Below are 20,108 nucleotides of genomic sequence, written 5' to 3'. Positions count from 1 at the left end.
TCTAATTGCAGTTTCACTCCGGGCGCGGACGAACCATTCGCTCACCAAGGGCAGCGTAATCAGCCCCGCCCAACCGCGCCAGAGGATTCAGCAACTCAGAATCCAGCTTGAGACGCCCATCGACGTCGGCAGCCACACCTTCATCAATAAACATTCTCTCAATCTCAAGAAAGACAACATGCTGAGGCCCGGCGCCAAGATCAACTTGCTGCTGGTAGCGACAGAGAAAAGCAACAGGAGCCGCGGCGACCCGCGGAAGCGGCCAGTTTTCCTGCGGCTCAACCGGAATATCGAAACTGCTGGTTTCGCTGACACCTGCAGCCAGTGTTGCTGAACTCATATTTAACGAATCCACCTGACTGGCATCGGCAATATTAACGACGCACCAGCCCGAGCGTTTGAGATTGCGGTAACTGTCTTTTTCAGTCCCTGCGGACTTCTGACCAATGGAGACGACAAGAGTCGGTGGCGCCGAGCATACAGGCGCGAAAAAAGAATACGGAGCCAGATTCAGACCGCCGTCTTCCTCGGCAGTCAATATCCATGCAATCGGACGTGGGATCACTGACTGCACCAGTAAGTGGTAACGCTCTACCGGGGTTTTATCGCTGAACTGAATATCCAAAATAGCTCCTTAGGAACACCGAAAGTTAAAAAATTTTCTGTCGCAGCGCTCAGGTTCGAGGCTGGAGGCGCTCTTGCACCTGTACACAATTACCGATATAACCGCCCACCTGATACCGGAGACATTACTATGCTTAATGCCGAGCGCGCTTTTCCATTTCTGGCTGTTATCGTGAGTCTTCTGGCCTGGCAAAGTCCTGAGCCATTGCTTGGGCTGACCGGCGCCATTGTACCGCTTCTGACCATCATTATGTTCTCTATGGGGCTAACGCTGCGCTTCAGCGACTTCAGACGTATCTGGCAAAAGCCTCAGCCTGTCGCCCTCGGGATCATTCTACAGTTTGGACTAATGCCTCTCATCGCCTGGGGACTCGCACTTCTCTTTGCATTGCCCGCGGAAGTCGCTGTTGGGCTTATCATCGTTGGCGCATGCGCCGGTGGCACAGCATCCAATGTTATGACGTTTCTCGCCAAGGGCGATGTCGCACTTTCTGTCACCATGACCACGGCATCCACCCTATGGGGCGTATTCCTGACGCCGTTTCTGATTGCATTTTACGGGCGTGGCTATACAGAAGAGCTTACTCACAGCGGTATCATTGATATCGACACCGTCGGCATGCTGCTGATGATCGCTAAGATCGTTGTTCTCCCCGTGGGCGCCGGTGTTCTGGTTAATCGCTGGCTACCTGCCATTCAGAAAAGCGTCAGCCAATATCTGCCGGCACTCGCGACCGGAGCCATTCTGTTGATCATTGCAGTGATCGTTGCCAGCAATGCTGATGAACTGGCGGTAATAAGTCACTCGCTGATTCTGGCCGTTGTTCTTCACAACCTGATTGGTTTACTCGCGGGTTATGGCATCGCGCGCTGGAACGGTAACACCGAAGTCGAAGCGCGGACCATTGCACTGGAAGTAGGGATGCAAAACTCAGGGCTCGGCGTCGCATTGGCCAACAGCTTCTTCAGCCCTCTGACTGCCCTACCCGGCGCTCTATTCAGCGTCTGGCAGAATATCGCTGGTGCTGTTCTGGCAGCCTTCTGGAAATGGCGGACTGAACGTCAGATCCAACGCGCTTTGAGCAAAGACGACAATTAATACAAAAGTTATACAAAGAGGCCCTGTTACCACGGGATATTTCCTCAGTAAGCGCTTGGTATGCACGGAATCTTGGGATACTATGACCGCGTCTCTCGTTTTGGGGAGGCCGATTGACGAGTGCAGCATATGAACTTATGAAGCATCTTGGTCGATAAGGGCATTATAGAAAGACCTTCCGGAAGCCCCGGCCAGTGATTGACTAATGCCGTAACATAGCAAGTCCGCTGATGTAGTCAGCACAATATCTCAGGAAAAAAGTATGGCAAATTTAGTTCAAGGCACAGTCAAATGGTTCAATGACGAGAAAGGCTTCGGCTTTATCGCTCAGGATTCCGGAAAAGACGTTTTCGTTCACTACAGTGCAATCAACGGCAATGGCCGTCGTTCACTGGAAGAAGGCCAGGCCGTAACCATGGAAGTGGTTCAGGGTCAGAAAGGTCCTCAGGCAGAAAACGTAACTCCTGCCGAATAATTGCTGTGGCCCGGTCTGATTCCGGGCCCGCATTTTCCTCCCCAGAGCTTCCCGCTCGACACCAGCCCAAATGCTGGTACTCTGTGACAAAACAAAGACAAGTCTGTTTATGTTAGATCAGGGTGAACTCTTCACAATTCCTAACCCATGTCGGGGTGTCTGCACAGCCAATAACAAGGGTTATTGCAAAGGCTGCCTGCGTTCCCGCAAAGAACGTTTCCACTGGAATGAATTCACGCCTTTTCAGCAACAGCTCATTATTAATCTTTGTGAGAAACGTCGCCTGAAAATATTGGCGGGCCCCGGCGAAGAAGTTACCGAAGAAGAAACAGATATTTCCCAGCTCGACCTGTTTCTGGCAGATACTCTGTCTGAGAAGATCGCGCAGGAGAATGCCCAAAAAGCACAGAAAGCCGCTGAAGTTATCGCCAACGAAAGCGAAGACCAGACGGCAGAATCGAAGGCGCCATTGGCAGAACCACCTCCACAGCCTGACCCGATTCCCCCACGCGCCAGCAAAGACGATCAGTTCGACCTGTTCTGATACTTTTTCATCCAGCCAAGTCCTGCGGAAGTAGCACCTTCCGGTCTGTATTCAGCACCATACCAGCCCTGATAACCAGATTGCTCCGCTGCGGCAAACAGCCGCTCAAAGTTCAGTTCACCAGACCCTGGTTCGTGCCGGCCTGGTACATCCGCAAACTGGATATGACCCAACTGAGCGCCATAGGTCGTCAGCAGAGATTCCACCGGCTCCCCCATTCTCGCCATGTGGTAGATATCAAACTGCATTCTGATATCCGCGTCACTACTTTCGGTAAAGCGTCTCATGTCATCAAAAGAAGAGATAAGAAAGTCCGGCATATCAAAAGTATTGATCGCCTCAAGAGTCACCTGAACTCCCAATGGCGCCAGCTGTGTTACCGCCTTTTGGACGTTGATGCGCAATACCTCTAAAGCAGTCACCCTGTCCTCGTCTGCTGCCCGCCCCGCCAGCACATTAACGCAACGAGGGCGCAACACCCGCACATATTCAAGACACTCGGCCAATGCCGCTTCGAAATCAGCTTCACGACCAGCAACACAAGCCAGGCCTTTTCCGCCTGACATCAGGTCACCGGCGGGAATATTAATCAGCACACACTCAAGGCCTGTGTCATCGAGCGCTATGCGGAGTTCATCCGCTGGCGTGTCGTAAGGAAACTGGATTTCTACCGCCGTAAAGCCATCCTCAGCCGCAGCGGAAAAGCGCTCCAGCATAGGTAGCTCTGTGTAGAGCAGTGAAAGGTTCGCCGTCAGCTTCATGCCTCTTCGTCCTTGCTGCTGTACATTTCGATCAGGGTACAAGGGTCGCGCTCAGCACTGCCCTGCGTAGCATGCAGACGCATCAACTCAGCCGCCTGCCCCGCCATAGGTACAGCGCTGGCGGAATCTTTCGCTAATGCGTTTGCCATATCCAGATCTTTCAGCAGTGTTTTCACATGCCACTTTACCGGATCAAAATCACGCTCTGCCATCCGTGGGCCGGTCAACTGAAGAGGGATAGAGTCAGCGAAGCCGCCCTTCAATGCTTCGGGTATCTGCTTCGCATCAACGCCGGACTTTTCAGCCAGTGCCATAACTTCGGCCATAACCAGCACATTACAGCTGACGATCATCTGGTTGCAGATTTTAGTGACTTGCCCGGACCCCGTTGGTCCCATGTGCGTGACGCGCTGTGACAAAGGCTCGAGTATAGGACGCATACTATCGATCAACGCGGCGTCACCGCCTGCCATAATCGCCAGTGTGCCCTGCTCGGCACCCGCAACGCCGCCGGAGACAGGTGCGTCTATCCAACGGATACCCGTTTTACTGAGCAGAGCCTCTGCCAATTCACGAGTCGCCTGTGGGTCGATGCTGGAAAAATCAATCAGTACCTGACTATCACGACCTTGCTCTGTTATTCCACCGGGCCCTTCGACAATGGCGCGCACCGCACTTGTGTCTGTTACACAAGTCATCAGGATGTCGGAGCCTGAAATCAGCTCATGTAAGTGTTCACATACCCGTACGCCATGCTCTTTCAGTGGCTTGGACTTATCCGGACTGCGATTCCAGACAGAAACACTGAAGCCCGCCCGATGTAGCCGGAGGCTCATAGGCACTCCCATCAGGCCCATACCGATAAATCCAATACGTTTTGACTGCATGTCGACTCTCCAGATCCGGTGCGTATTTGAGGCCCCGAAGTTTACCATTAACGAAAGTTAACGGTTGAATCACAAGCAGATTTTGGAGCCTCGCCTATGCTTATCAGCAGTTACTCGAGAGGAAGTATAACTATGAACATGGCCTCAATTTTCGCTGAACCTAAGCAGCTCCCACATATCCCCCGCGTCGTTCAGGAACTGATGGAAAGCTTCAGAGGAGACGAGCACTCCCTGAACATCGATGACATCAGCGGCAAAGTAGCTAAAGACCAGTCGCTGACTGCCAAAGTCCTCCGTCTTGCGAACTCTGCACATTATGGTGTACCACGCACTGTTGCTACGCCACAGGATGCTGTCATGCTTCTTGGCTTCGGCACACTGCGCACTATGGTGCTGGCATCCGGGGTAACCAGCGCATTCTCAAAAATCGAAGGATTCGACCAGAATGCTTTCTGGAAAAACGCCTTCAGCATCGCTGAACTATCGAAGTGGATTGCAGGATTTACTCCCGAGGTAGACAAAGACACCGCCTTCACCTGCGGCATGATGCATTCGGTCGGTAACCTGCTTATCCGCATGTTCTACCCGAAAGAGGCCGCCAGTATCGACCAGACTGAAGCCATGAGCTCGTCGAAGCGTCATACATTAGAAAACGGTCAGTTTGGTTATAACTCAGCCGATGTAGGTGCTGAACTGGCCAAGCGCTGGAAATTCCCGGAAATCATTCAGAACGCTATTGCCCAGCAGTACTTGCCTGAGAACTCTGAAGAATACAGTAAAGAAGCGGGCATCATTTATATCGCCAGGTACCTGAAAAGGGCCCATGACCAGAACTTATCGGAAGATGAGATCGTTGCCGGCTTCCCTCTTCAGGTGGCAGACAAAATCGGTATGAATGTGAACAAAGCCTACAGTGACCTGGCGTCACTTGGCGAGCTTCACTCCGGACTGGATAGTCTTATCGAAGACTGATTCATCAGCAAACCACTCACGGCTGCGTCTCACGCGCTCTTCCGGTGGAAGACGCGTATCCGCAGCCGTCAGTTTGTCCAGACGCCGTAAACGCGGCAACAGACCGGCATTATTTGCTAACTGAATGGCCAACCCCGGCCGTGCATTCAGTTCCAGTAACAACGGACCATGATCACGGTCTACGACGATATCAATCCCCAGATAGCCGAGCCCGGTTACGTCATAACAGCGGGAAGCCATCACCAGCAAAGCCTCCCAGTCAGGGATAGCCAGCTTTCCAAGGTGCTTACCCGTGTCCGGATGATTCTCTAATAACTGGCCGTGCTGAACGGCTGCCAGAGCTTCACCCGTGGCGATATCAATACCGACACCAACAGCCCCCTGATGCAGGTTCGCCTTGCCATCCGACGCGTGAGTCGACAGTCTGACCATGGCCATGACCGGATATCCTCGGCAAACGATAACCCGTATATCGGGGACACCTTCAACGGTGTAGTCATCAAAATGGTGTGCCTGATGGATCAGGGACTCGATCAGTGCCACATCCGCTGCACCGCCAAGACTGTACAAGCCCGACAGGATATTAGAAACGTGGCGTTTCAGGTCGTCGACAGTCAGCCTGCCGCCACTTGCTTTAACCCACTCATCACCGTCTTTGTGCGTAACGATCAGGATGCCTTTGCCACCACTGCCCTTCGACGGCTTGGTCGCAAACCCCTGATGCCCCTCAACCAGGCTGGCGATCTTTTTCACCTGAGATTGCTGATCGACCACCCCGATAAGAGCAGCCATGGGAATATTCGCCGAACTGAGTGTGGTACGGGTCAGACGTTTGTTATCCACCAGTGGGAACAGGCTACGTGGGTTATAACGACCAATGTAGCGTCGGTTGCGCTCGTTCATCCCCAGCATACCAAAGCGGGACAGTGCCCACGGGGCAATAAGTGACGGTAAAAACTTCAACGCTTGAGTACCGCAAAGCGATGCAGCTCAAACAGCCGGTACCCGGTGTATGAACCCAGAAGAAGTATCAACGCCAGTACGATGAACTGGACACCCATGAAATTAAACGTCAGGTGCTGAATCAATGGATGCTGCATCGCCCCGTAGGCCAGTACGGCGGTGATCAGGCTACCACCGCCCTGAATCATCACCTCGCGGCCACCCTCTTCCTCCCAAAGGATCGACATACGTTCTATCGTCCAGGCCAGTATCACCATTGGGAAGAACATCACCTTCAGTCCTTCGGTTAACCCTAGCTTGTATGACAGCACGCTGAAGAGACTGATGATCGCGATGACCGATATGATCACCGCGGATATTCGCGCCACCAGTAGCAGGTTCAGGCGGGACAGATAACCCCGCACCACCAGCCCTGCGGCAACAACAAGAATAAAGCCGACGATGCCGGTGCCGAGCGAAGTCTGCATAAAGGCAATAGCAATCAAAACAGGCATAAAAGTTCCGGAGGTCCGGATGCCCACAAGAATTCTTAGTAAGCACACTACAAGAGCGCCCACCGGTAACAGAAGGATAGTTTTGAACATCGCCTGCTCAGCAACCGGCAGGCTATGTATTGAGAAATTCAGCAAAGAGGACTGCAACGGCAGACTGTCATTCAACGCCGAGTAGGTCGACTCTTCGCGACGCAGCATCGAGAAACGAATTCGCGAATTTTCACCACCAATCACATCAAGCACAGGCGCACCGCGTTGCTCCCAGAGTAAGAGTGGCTTTTCTTCATCGCCAGCCAGAGGGCGCTCATCTTTGATCTCGTAGAGGCGGAATACTTTGCTTGTGTCACCGTCCCAGACGCGCAGTAACGGCGTCAGCATCTGACGACGACGGCGGTCTTCCAGCTCCAGGCCATAGACGACACTGGCGTGCACAGACGAATTATTCAGTACTTCTGCCAGAAGATTCGGCAAACGGCCGTTGTATGCACGCTTCAACAACTGAATATGCTGCGGCGACTCTTCTTCCGTCAGACGCTTAATCAGCTCGCGGGCGAAGCTGAAGTTATCCGACGATGCGTCCCAGGCGTCTTTTGAGAGCCGGTAAATGGCGCTACGATATGGCTCTTGCCAGTCAGGTTCCATCAATACTGGCGGAGTGATAACTTCAGACTGAGCCATATCCGACTCGAGCACATCCACCTGAAAGTACAACTGCTGAATTCCACTGGCGCGACGTATGGTCCACTCTGCGCGGGGGTCGGGGCCGTCTACGAAGTTAAGGCCATACCCCGGCGAAGCACCAGATTGTCGCAGCAAGGTAAAGCCCGGCTGATCAGCGGGCCGCGCCATCGACACCTTCACAGGCTGATCCCCGGCTTCAAACTCGACCAGTGCTTCAACCGACCAGACCGTCTGCGTTTCACCGTGAATTAAAGGAACTTCGTACACCCAATGACGCTGCAGAATCAAAGAGACCCCAGCCAGAAGCAATAATACGATCAGTGTATAAAAGCTCAGAGTAGAGGCGGGTTTCATAAATTAGCGACCTGAGTGTTTCAGCGTTTTTTAGAACGGGGATGAATAAATTCCTGACCGACATCGACCACGGCAACGTCTTTCAGGAAGGAGCGACCAAGCAGCACCGGATAAGACATCCGTGAACGGTCAGCAAGCGTGAATTCAGTCGGCTGATGCAGGTTGTCACCCAGTTTCACATCAAAGACAACCACCGGGCGACGGTCGACGTCATCAAAGGATGCCTGACGGATAAGCACGTTTCGCTCCAACGGAACTTCAAGATGAATGTCGTTATCAGCGTTGCCCGTATCCAGATCGAATGAGACCCAGCGCTTACCGTCGCGCTCGAAACGCACGATATTGCGTGCACTGATGGAGGATGTCTCCGCTCCGGTATCAACCCTGGCCGACAAGTATCGCCCGGGAGGCGACAGGAATACCCACTCAGTAGCACCGACTACGACTTTATTATCAGCATCCGTTGTCGCTTTCATCAGTGCGGGTTGGCACTGCGGAGCAGGGGCTGGGCGAGGCACCTGAGAGACAGGACGCTGAGCCAGGCGATCGATCGAGTGTGCCAGGGTCTCTAGGCGCTGCTGCTGCTCCTTTAGCGATTGCTGCATGTCATCAAAATCTGAATCACTACTCTGCACGGGTTGGCAGTATTGCTCTAACAACACCTCAACGCCATCAAGGGTAACATTACGGTGCTCAGCACTGGGCCAGTGAGCGCACCCGGTTAAAGATGTTAAGAAAACAACAATGACTACCGCATAAAAGCGCATACGTATTCCCGGTAAAACAGAAGTCAGCATTTAATCACAGAATTTATTCACGACGGAATGATCGGAATCACTCACCAAACACCCGTTTCCGTTCATCGAACACCTGTTTCAAAGGTGCCATCAGAGTGGAAGCGCGCTACCTGCATTCGGCGGCGGCCAAGCAGCAGAGGTTCGTCGTCGTAGAACAGAAAGTTCTTCCAGCATTGCCTGAACGTGCCCCAGGTCGTCTGGATGACATTGTGGCAGTCGTAGCAGAAAAACACCGTGGTGTTATTTTCCCAGTCACCGAAATCGAGTTCTTCTGGAAGCGAGTTATCATCAGACTCCCAACGAGGCTGCCACTCGGCTTTCTCATGCCAGATTCCATTCCGGTTCGGCCAGTCATCATTCATGAAGTGCGCCGCATGCGTCGCCTCTTTGCTGATCTGCTGACGCCAGAATGCCAGTGCTGACGACTCACTTAGAGGGCGGATATCATCCAGTAGTTCCTGTGGCACAGGCAACTCCCGGTGACGAAAAATCCAGCTCTGTGGGTACTCACTGAGTAACTGATATTCCATAAGCCTTCCTGTGTAATTCGTAGACAACTGACACAAAAACGCCGCCGCTGGCCGATACCCAAACGACGGCGCTCAATACGGATATTTCTGATCAGTCGCGGAACGTGTTGTCGGCGATGAACTGCTGTACCGTTTCAAGATCTGCTGGCAATACTGACAAACGCTCTTCACGCTCCATCAGATCCGTCAGGTGATGTGGCAGCGCTGGCATCTCGTATCCTGCACGGCCTACGGCATCCTCGAACTTCACCGGATGCGCAGTACCGAGCGTGATCATCGGGATATTCGGGTTACGGCGACACTCACGCGCAGCCTTAACACCAATCGCGGTGTGCGGATCAAGCAGATAGCCTGTCTCGTTAAAGACCAGCTGCATTGTTTCAACCGTGGTCTTTTCATCGACCGCAAGACTGTCAAACAGTTCACGAGCCTTCGCCAATTTATCTTCGTCGAGAGAGACAACATCATCACGGGCATTCATTTTCGCCATCAGGCCAGCAAGCTTGGCACCGTCACGGTCGTACAGGTCGAACAACAGACGTTCAAAGTTACTGGACACCGCGATATCCATAGAAGGTGTGATCGTATGCTTCAGAGGACGAACTTCGTATTGGTTCTTGCTCATCAGGCGGTGCAGTACATCATTGTTATTTGTAGCAATGATCAGCTGCTCGATCGGCAGACCCATCTTACGCGCCATGTAACCCGCGAAAATATCACCGAAGTTACCGGTCGGCACAGAGTACGCCATCGGACGCAGAGGACCGCCCAGATTGAGGCTTGAATAGAAGTAGTAAACGATCTGGGCCATGATGCGTGCCCAGTTAATGCTGTTGACCGCAACCAGTTTGCGCTCACCACGAAGGAAGCTCTGATCGCCAAAACTGGCTTTGACCATGTCCTGAGCCTGATCGAAGTTACCTTCGATGGCGATGTTGTAAATGTTGTCACCTTCAACGGTCGTCATCTGGCGACGCTGAACTTCTGATACCTTGCCATATGGGTGAAGGATAAAGATATCGACATTGTCGCAGGCTTTGGTGCCTTCGATGGCCGCTGAACCGGTATCACCCGACGTCGCACCCATAATCACGACTTTCTCCTGACGACGCGTTACCACGTAATCAAGCAAGCGCCCAAGCAACTGCAGTGCGAAATCCTTAAACGCCAGCGTCGGACCGTGAAACAGCTCAAGAACATACTCGTTATGATCCAGCTGCTGCAGCGGAGCAATCGCCTTGTGACCGAAGTTAGTGTTGTTGTATACGTCTTCGAGCATGCCTTTCAGGGCATCTGAATCAACACAACCTTCAACAAACGGATAAACAATCTTATGCGCCAGCTCGGTGTATGGCAGGTCACGCCATGATTCGATCTCTTCAAGCGTGTAGTGCGGTGCTTCCTTTGGTACGTAAAGGCCGCCATCAGACGCCAGCCCTGTCAGCAGGACATCCTCAAAAGTAAGTTCCGGCGCATTACCGCGCGTGGAGATATATTTCATCATGGTTGTAGAACCTAAACTGGTGCTCAGAAAATTGCGCGTAGTTTACATGCTTTGACAGCGTTGCGCACCCGCGCGGCGGTCACGACAGCCGCTCTAACAGTTCGGGCCGGTAGTCGTCATGGGTAACGCCCGGCGTCTCGTTTTCAATGCGGGATTTCAACTCATCCAACTGTTTAACAAGCTCAGACATCGTCAGAGTGTTGTCATCAAGATCGTATACCTGACGCGAGCCCTCAAGGCTGTACAACTTGATGATCAACGCGTCGCGACTGCCCGCTTCCAGCGCCTGATCCAATGGTTTCGTCTTACGATAAATCCGGTTCAGCTCCTGTTTAAGCTTCCAGACATAATTAACCTCATCGAAATACGGCGTATCGCAAAGCCTGAACAACACGAAAGTAACGATGGCTACGCCGGTCGCCACCCCCGCAGCATTGAGCGCCAGACTGGATTCTCCGCCGACAAAAATATAACGGTATAATTCTGCGAACCCCAGACTCGTTGCGAACAAGCCTGCGATCATTGCCCACTGGATGCGTGAACGACGCTCCTGATAACGTGCTTTGTCGATTTTTTTCAGTTTCATATTTTCTCAGTTTCACACTTGTCCGGTTAACTCTCTGTTTAACGCCGGCATCGTAACCGCCCCGAACGCATTCGCAACAGTGTTTTTCAGATCACCTCACTCTTATATGGCACAAATAGCTCGATACCGGGCGGGAATGCAGTGTTAGAGTCCAATGTCAGAGTGCCATCACTCACTACCGATAACAGCAAAAAACGGAGCCCTCATGAGTACCACAGATGCACTGTTTCAACCGATAACGCTTGGCAAGCTCGAACTCAGCAACCGTATCGTCATGGCGCCCATGACCCGCACCTACTCGCCGGGAAACGTGCCTAACGACCTGAACGTCGCCTATTACGAACGACGTGCAGCAAACGGAGTCGGTCTTATCATTACCGAGGGCACCTGTGTCGGACATAAAGGCGCAAACGGCTATGCCCGCGTTCCATTTATCTACGGTGAAGAAGCCTTAGCCGGCTGGAAGAAAGTGGTAGACGCTGTGCACGCTAAGGGCGGCAAAATCGCTCCTCAGCTATGGCACGTGGGCGCTGTCCGCAAAGAAGGTACCGAGCCTGATCCATCCGTGCCCGGCTACAGTCCATCGGGCCTGTTCAAGCCCGGTCGCGAAACCGGCTTCGCAATGACAAAAGACGATATCAACGACGTCATCGAAGCCTTTGCTCAAGCCGCTGAAGATTCAAAACGCATTGGCTTTGATGCGGTTGAGATTCACGGCGCTCATGGTTACCTGATCGACCAATTCTTCTGGGAAGGAACAAATCAGCGCGATGATGAGTACGGTGGTGACCAGGTAGCACGTACCCGTTTTGCCTGTGAAATCGTTCAGGCAATCCGTGATCGGGTCGGGCCTGATTTCCCGATTATTTTCCGCTTCTCTCAATGGAAGCAACAAGACTACAGCGCACGCATGTGCAATACGCCGGAAGAGCTTGATGCGTTCCTGAAGCCGCTGGTAAATGCTGGCGTTGATATCTTCCACTGCTCTACTCGTCGCTTCTGGGAAAAAGAATTCGAAGGTTCTGATATGAATCTTGCTGGCTGGACCAGAAAACTGACCGGAAAGCCTGCGATTACTGTCGGCAGTGTGGGTCTGAATGCCGGCTTTATTGATGAAGATAAACGCGACATGATTGATGCATCGGGCGTTGCCCACGGCAACATTAATGAACTGGCCGAGCGCTTGGGCAATGACGAGTTTGACCTCGTCGCTGTAGGCCGTGCCCTGCTGCAAGACCCTGAGTGGGTTATAAAAGTTCGTGAAGGTCGCTTTGACGAACTGACGGATTACAGTAAGAAAGCATTGATGGAATTAATATAAGTTCATCAGAGCAGCATCACAGAGTCGTGATGCTGCACCTCATTTAATCAGCCAACTGCCAGCCGTTTTCAGTATCACGAAAACGAAATTCGGCTCGCTCAGTTACTTTCTGCCCTTTCTCGAATTTCCCATATTGCATTGATAGTGCAAGCAACCCGAAACCGTTAAAGAAACTGCCCACCAGAGAATCTGGGGTTTCGTCTTTTAAAGACTCACTGAAGGTTTTATAGTCGGTCAGAAATTCCAACTCATAGCGGACATCGGCTACATAAAACTCCTGATCCTTCCAGCCATTTAACTTTTCTACACTTACCACGCGAATCATATTGCTGACTGTCTTCTGCTGTGCAACAGACTCTTCAATCAGGGTGTCTGAAGGTGTGCCGCTACAGGCTGTGAGTACAATACACACACATAGCATCAATAGAGTTCTGAACATTGTTGTCCTCATTATTTCTGGGAGTCATTATTCCGCTAAAACAGATTTAACTATAAGTAATCGGGTGTCATCGGTTTTGGCCAGATACTCACCTTCATCAGGATAGAAAAGACTGCCGCGGAGAATCGTATGATTTCCTGCTTCCAGTTCACCTTGAAATAAGTAGCAAAGCCAGCCGTCCTGAAGTGACAGCAGTTCCTTTTCCATGAGACAAGAGATACTTAGTTCGGTATCTATACCCTGATACACAGTTGTCAGGCCACGACCAACATCGATGACAGTCTGGCTCGCCCTCTCGGAAACGCTACCTGCCGGTTGAAGCCAAAGCTGTACCATACCCACAATATCAGCATCTGGGTTGATTTCATTGTGCATAAAACCGGATTTTCCCGAGCGTTGCACCATAACCTGCCCGGCTTTAATTTCGACTAAGCCTTGAGTACTGTCTTCAGCTACGCTATCCGGTTGTACCTCTGCCGAGCCTTCATGATGAAGACGCCCGCGGGTAACGATACTGACAATATCGATGTCGCTGTGTTGATGACGCCCAGTGCTGCCACCCGGCTTAAAGTACGCGTGCGCAAGATACATTAACTGGCCCAAGCCCTCCCAGGTATCCTCACGCTTCTGATATCCGAACTGACGCGAGTCCATCACCAGAATGCGTTCTCTCACGCCCGCAAAACCGACGATATCCAGAGTGTCGTAATTTAACAGTCTCATAAGAAGTTGCTCTGCAAAAAAACGTCCAACGAATCCTGAGTGTGTGTTGTTTGGGGCCAGACCGACTGGTATTCTTGCACACCAATAGGACAGCAAAGCTGACAGGGAGCCTCAATAGTGTCAATGATCGTACATCACCGCCGTAAACTCGCCTACACTCTGGGCAGCAAAGCCGACACACGCCAGTTTATTCCATTTTCAAAGAACACCAATACCAACCGAGGCCGCAAAGTATTTATCGACGCTGCTCTGGCGCCTTTGTTTGCTCATGCCTTTCAATCGGATGAAGCCAGCGCATTACAAATGACCTCCAAAATTGAGCAGCTGGGCGCTTTAGGTGGCAATGTCACTGCCAACCAGAACACAGGTACGCCATTCGAATATATGGAGAGTATTGGCAAGCTGGCGATTTACTATCAGATTCATCAAGGCTCTGAAGACAATCAAACTCCTGCCGGGGTGTATATCACAGGTGTTCAACGGGCTTCTGAAGAAGGTGAAGACCAAGCTGGGCTATATCAAAGCTTTGAAGGTAAATCAGCTGAGGTACTCACGAAAATTGCTGAACACGAGCAAGGCTTTATCAAAGCGCATGCAAAAGCAACGCGGGCAGCAAGGGTACTTCAAACTCTTGCCGGGGTTGACGGCTGGGAGGTTCCAAACAGTTTTAATTTTTTCTATATTCCAGCTGCGATTGAGAATGAGATGGGGCTATGGATGACACCGGATTCAAGAGCCATGCGCCCGGCCGTGGTTGCGAAAGAGCTTGCTAGTGTATTAAGTGAAACACAGAAGCACCGTAGTAATGGTAAACCGATAAAATGGCAGATCGAGGGTGACACGGTTAAGTTACTGCAATTAGCCGTAGAGCACTTACCCAATCTACTAGATAAACACCACTTTATACTGACAAACCCCGTCGCTGACACCGCTCAGGTCGTTAATGCATTTCAGCGCCGAGGTGCCAAAATAGAGGGTAAATTCACCGATAATAAAAGAGCGCTGGCATCGGCAAAAGTATCATCAGAAATAAGTTCGTCTAATACCGATCTGAAGGAGGCATTGGCCAAAGCTGGATCAGGTTCAAACACGGCCCTCTCAAACTACAACTCAAGTACTGGAAGCATAAAATCCAGCTTTATTGAATACGTTAAGAATTTAACTGGGACACTGGCATGGTAAAACTTCTTACAGGACCAGATTTCTCGGACCAGGTAATATTCACGTTCACTACGGACGTTGCCAGCATATACATCCCTGTTCCGACTGCGAGCATAGAAAAAACCAAGTCCTGTGACACAGAAATTGGCTCACTGTCGGACCATGCAACGTACGATGTACCGTCAGAAGACTGGATGTCTTATAAGCGTGTTATGAGGAGTTCTTTTCAATACTACCGGAAGAGCTCCGGTTTAGAACTATCTTCTACCCATCTCATGGTACAAATCTTTCAGGTCAGTAAAGCGAGTGCCACTGTGACAAGGCTATCCGTGGATGATGCAAAGCGCTACTTAATAGAGATAAGAGATCACCTTAAAGAAAAACTGATTGAAAATGATTTCAATCCAGATTTTTTTGTATTTCCGAGTTCAATTGATGAAGCCGTGGAACTTAAATCAAATGGTATCCATTGGGCATATATGCGTACAGGATATGCTGAGCTTGGTCCACCAGATCTGTGTTTCGTTACTCCGCTTAGTTCAAATACTTTGCTGATGATTGAAGGAGACACAGGGGATTACAACTTTGAGCTACCCGACGGGCATAGCGACGCCATGCTACTTGAGGCTGAAAACGACCTTTTCGATTTCATCAAATCCATCCGCATCGACTTCTCTCCAGAGATTCAGGCTCAGATCGACAAAGCCAGAACAACTGAAAGTGCCTGATCATTCGATTCCGGCACTACTCTCCCTGCAGAGTAAGTACTAACCGACGACTACCACCGTAATCACGGTGCTCGCACAGGTATATTCCCTGCCAAGTCCCCAGAGCGAGCCTGCCATTCGTCACTGGAATGGTAAGAGATGGTCCAAGTAAGCTGGATTTAATATGGGCGGGCAGATCGTCAGGGCCTTCGTCATTGTGTTTGTAGTATGGCTGATTTTCAGGCACCAACCGGCTGAACACTTCTTCAAAGTCCACTCTCACTGTCGGGTCAGCGTTTTCGTTAATTGTCAGAGACGCTGAGGTGTGTTGAATAAACACATGAAGCAGACCAACGGAAACATCGGCAAGCTCAGGCAACGCCTGTTCAATCTCACGGGTAATTAAATGAAAGCCGCGAGCGCGAGCTTTTAACTGGATGGTTTTCTGGGTCCACATAGGCGACACCTTGTGTCAGAAAATAAGTGATATTCGGAGCGGGATATATCTATGAAATGAAGAAGCGTCAGCGAGGCCGCAACAACATGGCGCAGAATTTTATGGAAGCGGAGCGTATTGTAATACGTGAGCATTCCGGAAAACTCTGCAACACAGTTGTTGCAACGCAGCTAGCTTCGGGCCAGCTGCTTAGCGCATCATAGGAGGCATCCCACCCGGCGGCATACCACCACCGCCCGGACCACCTGGTCCTCCCATGCCGCCCATAGCGCGCATCATTTTCTTCATGCCACCTTTGGCCGTGACCTTTTTCATCATTTTCTGCATTTGCTTGTGCTGCTTCAGAACGCGATTCACATCCTGAATCTGCGTACCAGAACCCGCTGCAATACGCTTTTTGCGTGAGCCGTTGATTTTGTCCGGGAAGCGGCGTTCATCAAGGGTCATAGAGAAAATGATGGATTCCATCTGCTTAAACTGGCCTTCCGCAGCGGTCGTCTGCTTGGCCATAGCACCCAGGTTACCCATACCCGGCAGCTTATCCAGCATACCTGTCAGGCCGCCCATGTTTTTCATCTGCTGAATCTGATCAAGGAAGTCTTCCAGATCGAAGCCTTTGCCTGTTTTCAGTTTCTTGGCAAGCTTGTCGGCTTTCGACTTATCGATCTTACGTTCTGCTTCTTCGATCAGGGTGAGAACGTCACCCATATCGAGAATACGTGAAGCAACACGGTCAGGGTGGAAAGGCTCGAGCGCGTCGGTCTTTTCGCCCATCCCCATAAACTTGATCGGCTTACCCGTAATATGACGCACTGACAGAGCTGCACCACCGCGCGCATCACCATCTGCCTTGGTCAGTACAACACCGGTCAGAGGCAAGGCATCATTAAATGCCTTGGCTGTATTCGCAGCGTCCTGACCTGTCATCGCGTCGACGACAAAGAGAGTCTCAATCGGCGTAATAGCAGCGTGGAGATCTTTGATCTCACCCATCATCTGCTCATCGACTGTCAGACGACCCGCGGTATCCACCAACAGAACATCGTACGCACCACGGCGGGCAGCATCGATCGCGCCTTTAGCGATATCGATCGGTTTTTCATCTGCCGTCGATGGGTGAAAGCCAGCACCGACTTCATTCGCCAGAGTTTCAAGCTGTTTGATCGCCGCAGGACGATACACGTCCGCAGAAACCACCATCACTTTCTTTTTCTCGCGCTCAGCAAGATACTTCGCAAGCTTACCAACGGTCGTTGTTTTACCTGCGCCCTGCAGACCCGCCATCATCACGATGGCTGGAGGCTGTGTCGCCAGGTTCAGTTTTTCGTTGGCTTCGCCCATGACACTTTGCAGTTCTTCATGGACGATTTTCAGGAATACCTGACCAGGGTTGAGGCTCTTCAGTACATCGGTACCGACAGCACGCTCTTTGACCTGCGCGGTAAAATCTTTTACGACCGGCAGGGCCACGTCGGCTTCCAACAGCGCCATGCGCACTTCACGCATGGTGCCTTTGATATTCTCTTCGGTCAGCTTCGCCTGGCCAGTAATGCCTTTTAAGGCACTGCCCAAGCGGTCGGTAAGGCTTTCAAACATCTTGATGACTCTGTCTGACGGTAAATAAATAAGTAGGTGAGTATACCGCGTTGCCCCTCAGGTTCCCAATGCTGCAACACTGCAGCTTTACAAGTAGCCCGGGCTGGCATGATTGCACTTCCTTGAGGTGGCCCCTTATGCGACACTGGCGCTATTCGTGTTGGGGAAGTTTCATGACAGCATTAGCGTTGGCAGTACCGGCTGCCGGTTTTTATCTGTTTGCCGCTTTGCGCCAGCTACTTGTCATCAAGGGCAGCAAAGCACCACAGCGAGGCCTGTTGCTGGGCTTTGCATCAATTGGCGCACTTCTGCACCTGGCATCACTGTCTGTCACGCTGGTCAGTGAACATGCTCTCAATATGGCCATGTTTCAGGTCGGTTCGCTGATCGCACTGATTATTACCCTGCTTCTTCTGTTTTCAGCCTGGCGCAAACCCGTCGACAATCTGTTCACTGGCCTGCTACCGATGGGGGCGGTTGTCGCCGTACTGGCGGCTGTGATCCAGCATCAGGTACTGTTAACCGACCTTAGTTACGCGCTGATCTGGCACATACTGCTATCGATCGTTGCCTTCAGCCTGTTCACCATCGCGTCGGTGCAGGCAATTCTGGTTATTCTTCAGGACAGAAACCTGCGGAAGCATCAGACCCGGGGCCTAATACGCTCCCTACCGCCGCTGCAGACCATGGATGCCCTGTTATTCGAAATTCTGTGGTTGGCGATGCTACTGCTGACCGCCTCTTTCGTTGTTGGCTTGCCAGCCGTTGAGAGCCTGAGCAGTCAACACCTGATCCATAAAGTGGCATTCTCACTGGTCGGCTGGATTGTCTTTGCGACTCTGCTCTTCGGTCGATACCGCTTTGGCTGGCGCGGCCCCGTCGCCAGCAAATGGACTCTGACCGGCACCGGCTTTCTGATTCTCGCCTACTTTGGTACTCAGTTTGTACTGGAGTATGTGCTCGACCGGGCCTGAGCCTTCAGACCGGTCAGCCAGCCGCTTGACACCCTAACGTCAGTGCCTATGATGGCGGAATCGTATCAGTTATAGGACACCGTCTTGAACGACGTTCCCTTAAGTGTGCTCTTCGGCATACTTGCTCTTTTAATCGTGTTGTCAGGTTTCTTCTCAAGCTCTGAAACCGGCATGATGTCTCTCAACCGCTACCGTCTGCGCCACCTCGCCAAGAGTAAGCACAAAGGAGCCATGCGCTCAGTTAAGCTTCTTGAGAAGCCAGACCGGATGATCGGCACCATTCTCACTGGCAACAATCTGGTGAACTTTGCTGCGGCTGCCTTAGCAACCATCATCAGCCAGCGGCTATGGCCGGACAACCCGGACCTGGCGGTGTTCGTAAACACCATTCTGTTCACCCTGATTGTACTTATCTTCGCAGAACTGACACCGAAGACTCTGGCAGCGATTGCGCCGGAGAAAATCGCCTTCCCGGCCTCATCGATTCTTTTGTGGCTGCAATGGGCTCTTCATCCAGCGGTGTGGTTTGTTAATACTATTGCCAACTGGTTGCTTAAATTGGTTCGTGTCGACGTCGCCAATGCGACACCAGATAACCTGAGTACCGAAGAGCTGCGTACCGTTGTCCGTGAAGCAGGCTCTATGATCCCGAAACGTCACCAGCATATGCTGATCTCCATTCTTGATCTGGAGAAGATGACGGTGAACGACATTATGGTGCCGCGTAACGAGGTGGTGGGTATCGATCTCGACGACCCTCTGAGTGATATCATTCAGCAACTGCGCACCACGCAACACACGCGTCTGCCTGTCTTCCGCGGAGACATCAACAACGTCGTCGGCGTTCTGCATACCCGGAATATCAGCCGCTTTCTTTCATCCGGTGAATACCTGAAAGAAGACATTGAAAAGCTGTCGCGCGAGCCTTACTTCATTCCTGAGAGCACGCCTCTGCATACCCAGTTGTTTAACTTTCAGAAGTATCAGCGTCGCATTGCACTAGTGGTCGATGAATATGGCGATGTTCATGGCATCTGTACTCTGGAAGATATTCTCGAAGAGATCGTCGGCGAGTTTACGACCGATGTTGCTGCAGCCAGCTCACCGGATGTTCATCCGCAGGAAGACGGCAGCTTCATCATTGATGGCACCGCGTTCGTCCGCGATGTAAACAAGTCGATGCACTGGGAATTGCCGATTGATGGGCCGAAATCCGTGAGCGGCCTGATCGTCGAATACCTGGAGCACATTCCTGAATCGCCCGTCTGCCTTCGCATTGGCCGCTACCGTATTGAAATCATGCAGATCAAAGACAATACGATACGCAGCGCCAAAGTAACGATTGACCCGAATATCCGGGAAGACGACTGACGGTTTTTTCTGACCTGCAACTGTCCGCCTATGCCGCTGGGGTATAACTGCCCCAGCGGAGCCGCTACAATATGACCCCACTTTTTCA

General features: G+C 51.7%; 22 protein-coding genes. 9 read left to right on the top strand and 13 right to left on the bottom strand.

Translation table 11 applies throughout. The annotated features are described in order from the left end of the window. Positions 1 to 13: 13 nt before the first annotated feature. Positions 14 to 625: a flavin reductase family protein gene (locus tag AC5E51_RS01350; protein ID WP_076513947.1), complete on the bottom strand. Its 612-nt coding sequence runs from the start codon at positions 623 to 625 to the stop codon at positions 14 to 16. A 129-nt stretch (positions 626 to 754) separates the two neighbouring features. On the opposite strand from AC5E51_RS01350, the gene AC5E51_RS01345 reads away from it, so the two are divergent. The 3 genes from AC5E51_RS01345 (at position 755) to AC5E51_RS01335 (ending at position 2,742) form a co-directional block, all read left to right on the top strand. Further along, on the top strand, positions 755 to 1,723 hold the full coding sequence (locus AC5E51_RS01345) for a bile acid:sodium symporter family protein (protein ID WP_491777983.1): 969 nt from the start codon (positions 755 to 757) through the stop codon (positions 1,721 to 1,723). Positions 1,724 to 1,985: 262 nt separating this feature from the next. Continuing rightward, complete coding sequence (locus AC5E51_RS01340) at positions 1,986 to 2,198, top strand: cold-shock protein (protein ID WP_068435608.1); 213 nt, start codon at positions 1,986 to 1,988, stop codon at positions 2,196 to 2,198. A 109-nt stretch (positions 2,199 to 2,307) separates the two neighbouring features. Continuing rightward, positions 2,308 to 2,742, top strand: coding sequence for a DUF1289 domain-containing protein (locus AC5E51_RS01335; RefSeq protein WP_491777982.1), 435 nt, complete (start codon positions 2,308 to 2,310; stop codon positions 2,740 to 2,742). On the opposite strand, the gene AC5E51_RS01330 is transcribed toward AC5E51_RS01335, so the two are convergent. Together AC5E51_RS01330 and AC5E51_RS01325 are read right to left on the bottom strand one after the other, a co-directional pair. Further along, entirely contained in the window at positions 2,724 to 3,503 is a 780-nt protein-coding gene (locus tag AC5E51_RS01330) for a hydroxypyruvate isomerase family protein (protein ID WP_491777981.1), read from the bottom strand. The genes AC5E51_RS01335 and AC5E51_RS01330 overlap by 19 nt on opposite strands. Then, positions 3,500 to 4,390, bottom strand: coding sequence for an NAD(P)-dependent oxidoreductase (locus AC5E51_RS01325; protein WP_301377980.1), 891 nt, complete (start codon positions 4,388 to 4,390; stop codon positions 3,500 to 3,502). The genes AC5E51_RS01330 and AC5E51_RS01325 overlap by 4 nt, the downstream gene beginning before the upstream one ends. A 132-nt stretch (positions 4,391 to 4,522) precedes the next feature. On the opposite strand from AC5E51_RS01325, the gene AC5E51_RS01320 reads away from it, so the two are divergent. Beyond that, positions 4,523 to 5,362, top strand: coding sequence for an HDOD domain-containing protein (locus tag AC5E51_RS01320; RefSeq protein WP_301377981.1), 840 nt, complete (start codon positions 4,523 to 4,525; stop codon positions 5,360 to 5,362). Here AC5E51_RS01320 and AC5E51_RS01315 read toward each other — a convergent pair. The 6 genes from AC5E51_RS01315 to AC5E51_RS01290 form a co-directional block, all read right to left on the bottom strand. Further along, positions 5,315 to 6,325 carry an alpha-L-glutamate ligase-like protein gene (locus tag AC5E51_RS01315; RefSeq protein WP_491777980.1) on the bottom strand — a complete coding sequence of 337 codons (1,011 nt, stop codon included), beginning with the start codon at positions 6,323 to 6,325 and terminating at the stop codon, positions 5,315 to 5,317. The two genes, AC5E51_RS01320 and AC5E51_RS01315, sit on opposite strands and share 48 nt — an antisense overlap. After that, positions 6,322 to 7,854 carry an inactive transglutaminase family protein gene (locus AC5E51_RS01310; protein ID WP_491777979.1) on the bottom strand — a complete coding sequence of 511 codons (1,533 nt, stop codon included), beginning with the start codon at positions 7,852 to 7,854 and terminating at the stop codon, positions 6,322 to 6,324. Before AC5E51_RS01310 ends, AC5E51_RS01315 begins: the two co-directional genes overlap by 4 nt. A 20-nt stretch (positions 7,855 to 7,874) precedes the next feature. Beyond that, positions 7,875 to 8,651 (bottom strand): ATP-dependent zinc protease family protein, encoded by a 777-nt coding sequence (locus AC5E51_RS01305; RefSeq protein WP_491777978.1) that lies wholly within the window; start codon positions 8,649 to 8,651, stop codon positions 7,875 to 7,877. A gap of 62 nt (positions 8,652 to 8,713) precedes the next feature. Then, a complete protein-coding gene (locus AC5E51_RS01300) occupies positions 8,714 to 9,181 on the bottom strand; it encodes a DUF2947 domain-containing protein (protein ID WP_297533214.1) in 468 nt (155 codons plus the stop codon). Positions 9,182 to 9,272: 91 nt separating this feature from the next. Further along, positions 9,273 to 10,682, bottom strand: coding sequence for a threonine synthase (thrC, locus tag AC5E51_RS01295; protein ID WP_273088439.1), 1,410 nt, complete (start codon positions 10,680 to 10,682; stop codon positions 9,273 to 9,275). 82 nt (positions 10,683 to 10,764) lie between these two features. Then, a complete protein-coding gene (locus AC5E51_RS01290) occupies positions 10,765 to 11,271 on the bottom strand; it encodes a DUF3087 family protein (RefSeq protein WP_491777977.1) in 507 nt (168 codons plus the stop codon). A 205-nt stretch (positions 11,272 to 11,476) separates the two neighbouring features. On the opposite strand from AC5E51_RS01290, the gene AC5E51_RS01285 reads away from it, so the two are divergent. Further along, complete coding sequence (locus tag AC5E51_RS01285) at positions 11,477 to 12,592, top strand: NADH:flavin oxidoreductase (RefSeq protein ID WP_491777976.1); 1,116 nt, start codon at positions 11,477 to 11,479, stop codon at positions 12,590 to 12,592. Positions 12,593 to 12,635: 43 nt separating this feature from the next. Here AC5E51_RS01285 and AC5E51_RS01280 read toward each other — a convergent pair whose 3' ends face one another. Together AC5E51_RS01280 and AC5E51_RS01275 are read right to left on the bottom strand one after the other, a co-directional pair. Beyond that, positions 12,636 to 13,031, bottom strand: a complete 396-nt coding sequence (locus tag AC5E51_RS01280; RefSeq protein WP_301377986.1) for a hypothetical protein — start codon at positions 13,029 to 13,031, stop codon at positions 12,636 to 12,638. 27 nt (positions 13,032 to 13,058) lie between these two features. Beyond that, a complete protein-coding gene (locus AC5E51_RS01275; RefSeq protein ID WP_301377987.1) occupies positions 13,059 to 13,754 on the bottom strand; it encodes a cupin domain-containing protein in 696 nt (231 codons plus the stop codon). A gap of 303 nt (positions 13,755 to 14,057) precedes the next feature. Between AC5E51_RS01275 and AC5E51_RS01270 the strand changes: the two genes are divergently transcribed. After that, positions 14,058 to 14,936, top strand: coding sequence for a hypothetical protein (locus AC5E51_RS01270; protein WP_301377988.1), 879 nt, complete (start codon positions 14,058 to 14,060; stop codon positions 14,934 to 14,936). Further along, positions 14,930 to 15,643, top strand: a complete 714-nt coding sequence (locus tag AC5E51_RS01265; RefSeq protein ID WP_068440630.1) for a hypothetical protein — start codon at positions 14,930 to 14,932, stop codon at positions 15,641 to 15,643. The genes AC5E51_RS01270 and AC5E51_RS01265 overlap by 7 nt, the downstream gene beginning before the upstream one ends. A 16-nt stretch (positions 15,644 to 15,659) precedes the next feature. On the opposite strand, the gene AC5E51_RS01260 is transcribed toward AC5E51_RS01265, so the two are convergent. Further along, positions 15,660 to 16,079 carry a secondary thiamine-phosphate synthase enzyme YjbQ gene (locus tag AC5E51_RS01260; protein WP_068440633.1) on the bottom strand — a complete coding sequence of 140 codons (420 nt, stop codon included), beginning with the start codon at positions 16,077 to 16,079 and terminating at the stop codon, positions 15,660 to 15,662. Between the two features lie 189 nt (positions 16,080 to 16,268). Next, the gene (gene ffh / locus AC5E51_RS01255) at positions 16,269 to 17,675 is read right to left on the bottom strand and encodes a signal recognition particle protein (RefSeq protein WP_297533220.1); all 1,407 of its coding nucleotides are present in this window, start codon (positions 17,673 to 17,675) and stop codon (positions 16,269 to 16,271) included. Between the two features lie 173 nt (positions 17,676 to 17,848). Here ffh and AC5E51_RS01250 point away from each other — a divergent pair, with 173 nt between their 5' ends. After that, entirely contained in the window at positions 17,849 to 18,649 is an 801-nt protein-coding gene (locus tag AC5E51_RS01250) for a cytochrome C assembly family protein (protein WP_301377989.1), read from the top strand. Positions 18,650 to 18,733: 84 nt separating this feature from the next. Then, a complete protein-coding gene (locus AC5E51_RS01245; protein ID WP_273091456.1) occupies positions 18,734 to 20,020 on the top strand; it encodes an HlyC/CorC family transporter in 1,287 nt (428 codons plus the stop codon). Positions 20,021 to 20,108 lie beyond the last annotated feature (88 nt).

The organism is Thalassolituus sp. (assembly GCF_984348125.1).
The sequence above is the reverse complement of the archived record's forward strand: the minus strand, read 5'-3'. Positions and strand labels throughout refer to the sequence as shown.

Excerpts from the sequence above, each read along its gene's own strand:
- AC5E51_RS01345 (WP_491777983.1), top strand. The coding sequence starts at position 755 with ATGCTTAATGCCGAGCGCGCTTTTCCATTTCTGGCTGTTATCGTGAGT.
- AC5E51_RS01340 (WP_068435608.1), top strand. The coding sequence starts at position 1,986 with ATGGCAAATTTAGTTCAAGGCACAGTCAAATGGTTCAATGACGAGAAA.
- AC5E51_RS01335 (WP_491777982.1), top strand. The coding sequence starts at position 2,308 with ATGTTAGATCAGGGTGAACTCTTCACAATTCCTAACCCATGTCGGGGT.
- AC5E51_RS01330 (WP_491777981.1), bottom strand. The coding sequence starts at position 3,503 with ATGAAGCTGACGGCGAACCTTTCACTGCTCTACACAGAGCTACCTATG.
- AC5E51_RS01325 (WP_301377980.1), bottom strand. The coding sequence starts at position 4,390 with ATGCAGTCAAAACGTATTGGATTTATCGGTATGGGCCTGATGGGAGTG.
- AC5E51_RS01320 (WP_301377981.1), top strand. The coding sequence starts at position 4,523 with ATGAACATGGCCTCAATTTTCGCTGAACCTAAGCAGCTCCCACATATC.
- AC5E51_RS01310 (WP_491777979.1), bottom strand. The coding sequence starts at position 7,854 with ATGAAACCCGCCTCTACTCTGAGCTTTTATACACTGATCGTATTATTG.
- AC5E51_RS01305 (WP_491777978.1), bottom strand. The coding sequence starts at position 8,651 with ATGCTGACTTCTGTTTTACCGGGAATACGTATGCGCTTTTATGCGGTA.
- AC5E51_RS01300 (WP_297533214.1), bottom strand. The coding sequence starts at position 9,181 with ATGGAATATCAGTTACTCAGTGAGTACCCACAGAGCTGGATTTTTCGT.
- thrC (WP_273088439.1), bottom strand. The coding sequence starts at position 10,682 with ATGAAATATATCTCCACGCGCGGTAATGCGCCGGAACTTACTTTTGAG.
- AC5E51_RS01290 (WP_491777977.1), bottom strand. The coding sequence starts at position 11,271 with ATGAAACTGAAAAAAATCGACAAAGCACGTTATCAGGAGCGTCGTTCA.
- AC5E51_RS01285 (WP_491777976.1), top strand. The coding sequence starts at position 11,477 with ATGAGTACCACAGATGCACTGTTTCAACCGATAACGCTTGGCAAGCTC.
- AC5E51_RS01280 (WP_301377986.1), bottom strand. The coding sequence starts at position 13,031 with ATGTTCAGAACTCTATTGATGCTATGTGTGTGTATTGTACTCACAGCC.
- AC5E51_RS01275 (WP_301377987.1), bottom strand. The coding sequence starts at position 13,754 with ATGAGACTGTTAAATTACGACACTCTGGATATCGTCGGTTTTGCGGGC.
- AC5E51_RS01270 (WP_301377988.1), top strand. The coding sequence starts at position 14,058 with ATGACCTCCAAAATTGAGCAGCTGGGCGCTTTAGGTGGCAATGTCACT.
- AC5E51_RS01265 (WP_068440630.1), top strand. The coding sequence starts at position 14,930 with ATGGTAAAACTTCTTACAGGACCAGATTTCTCGGACCAGGTAATATTC.
- AC5E51_RS01260 (WP_068440633.1), bottom strand. The coding sequence starts at position 16,079 with ATGTGGACCCAGAAAACCATCCAGTTAAAAGCTCGCGCTCGCGGCTTT.
- ffh (WP_297533220.1), bottom strand. The coding sequence starts at position 17,675 with ATGTTTGAAAGCCTTACCGACCGCTTGGGCAGTGCCTTAAAAGGCATT.
- AC5E51_RS01250 (WP_301377989.1), top strand. The coding sequence starts at position 17,849 with ATGACAGCATTAGCGTTGGCAGTACCGGCTGCCGGTTTTTATCTGTTT.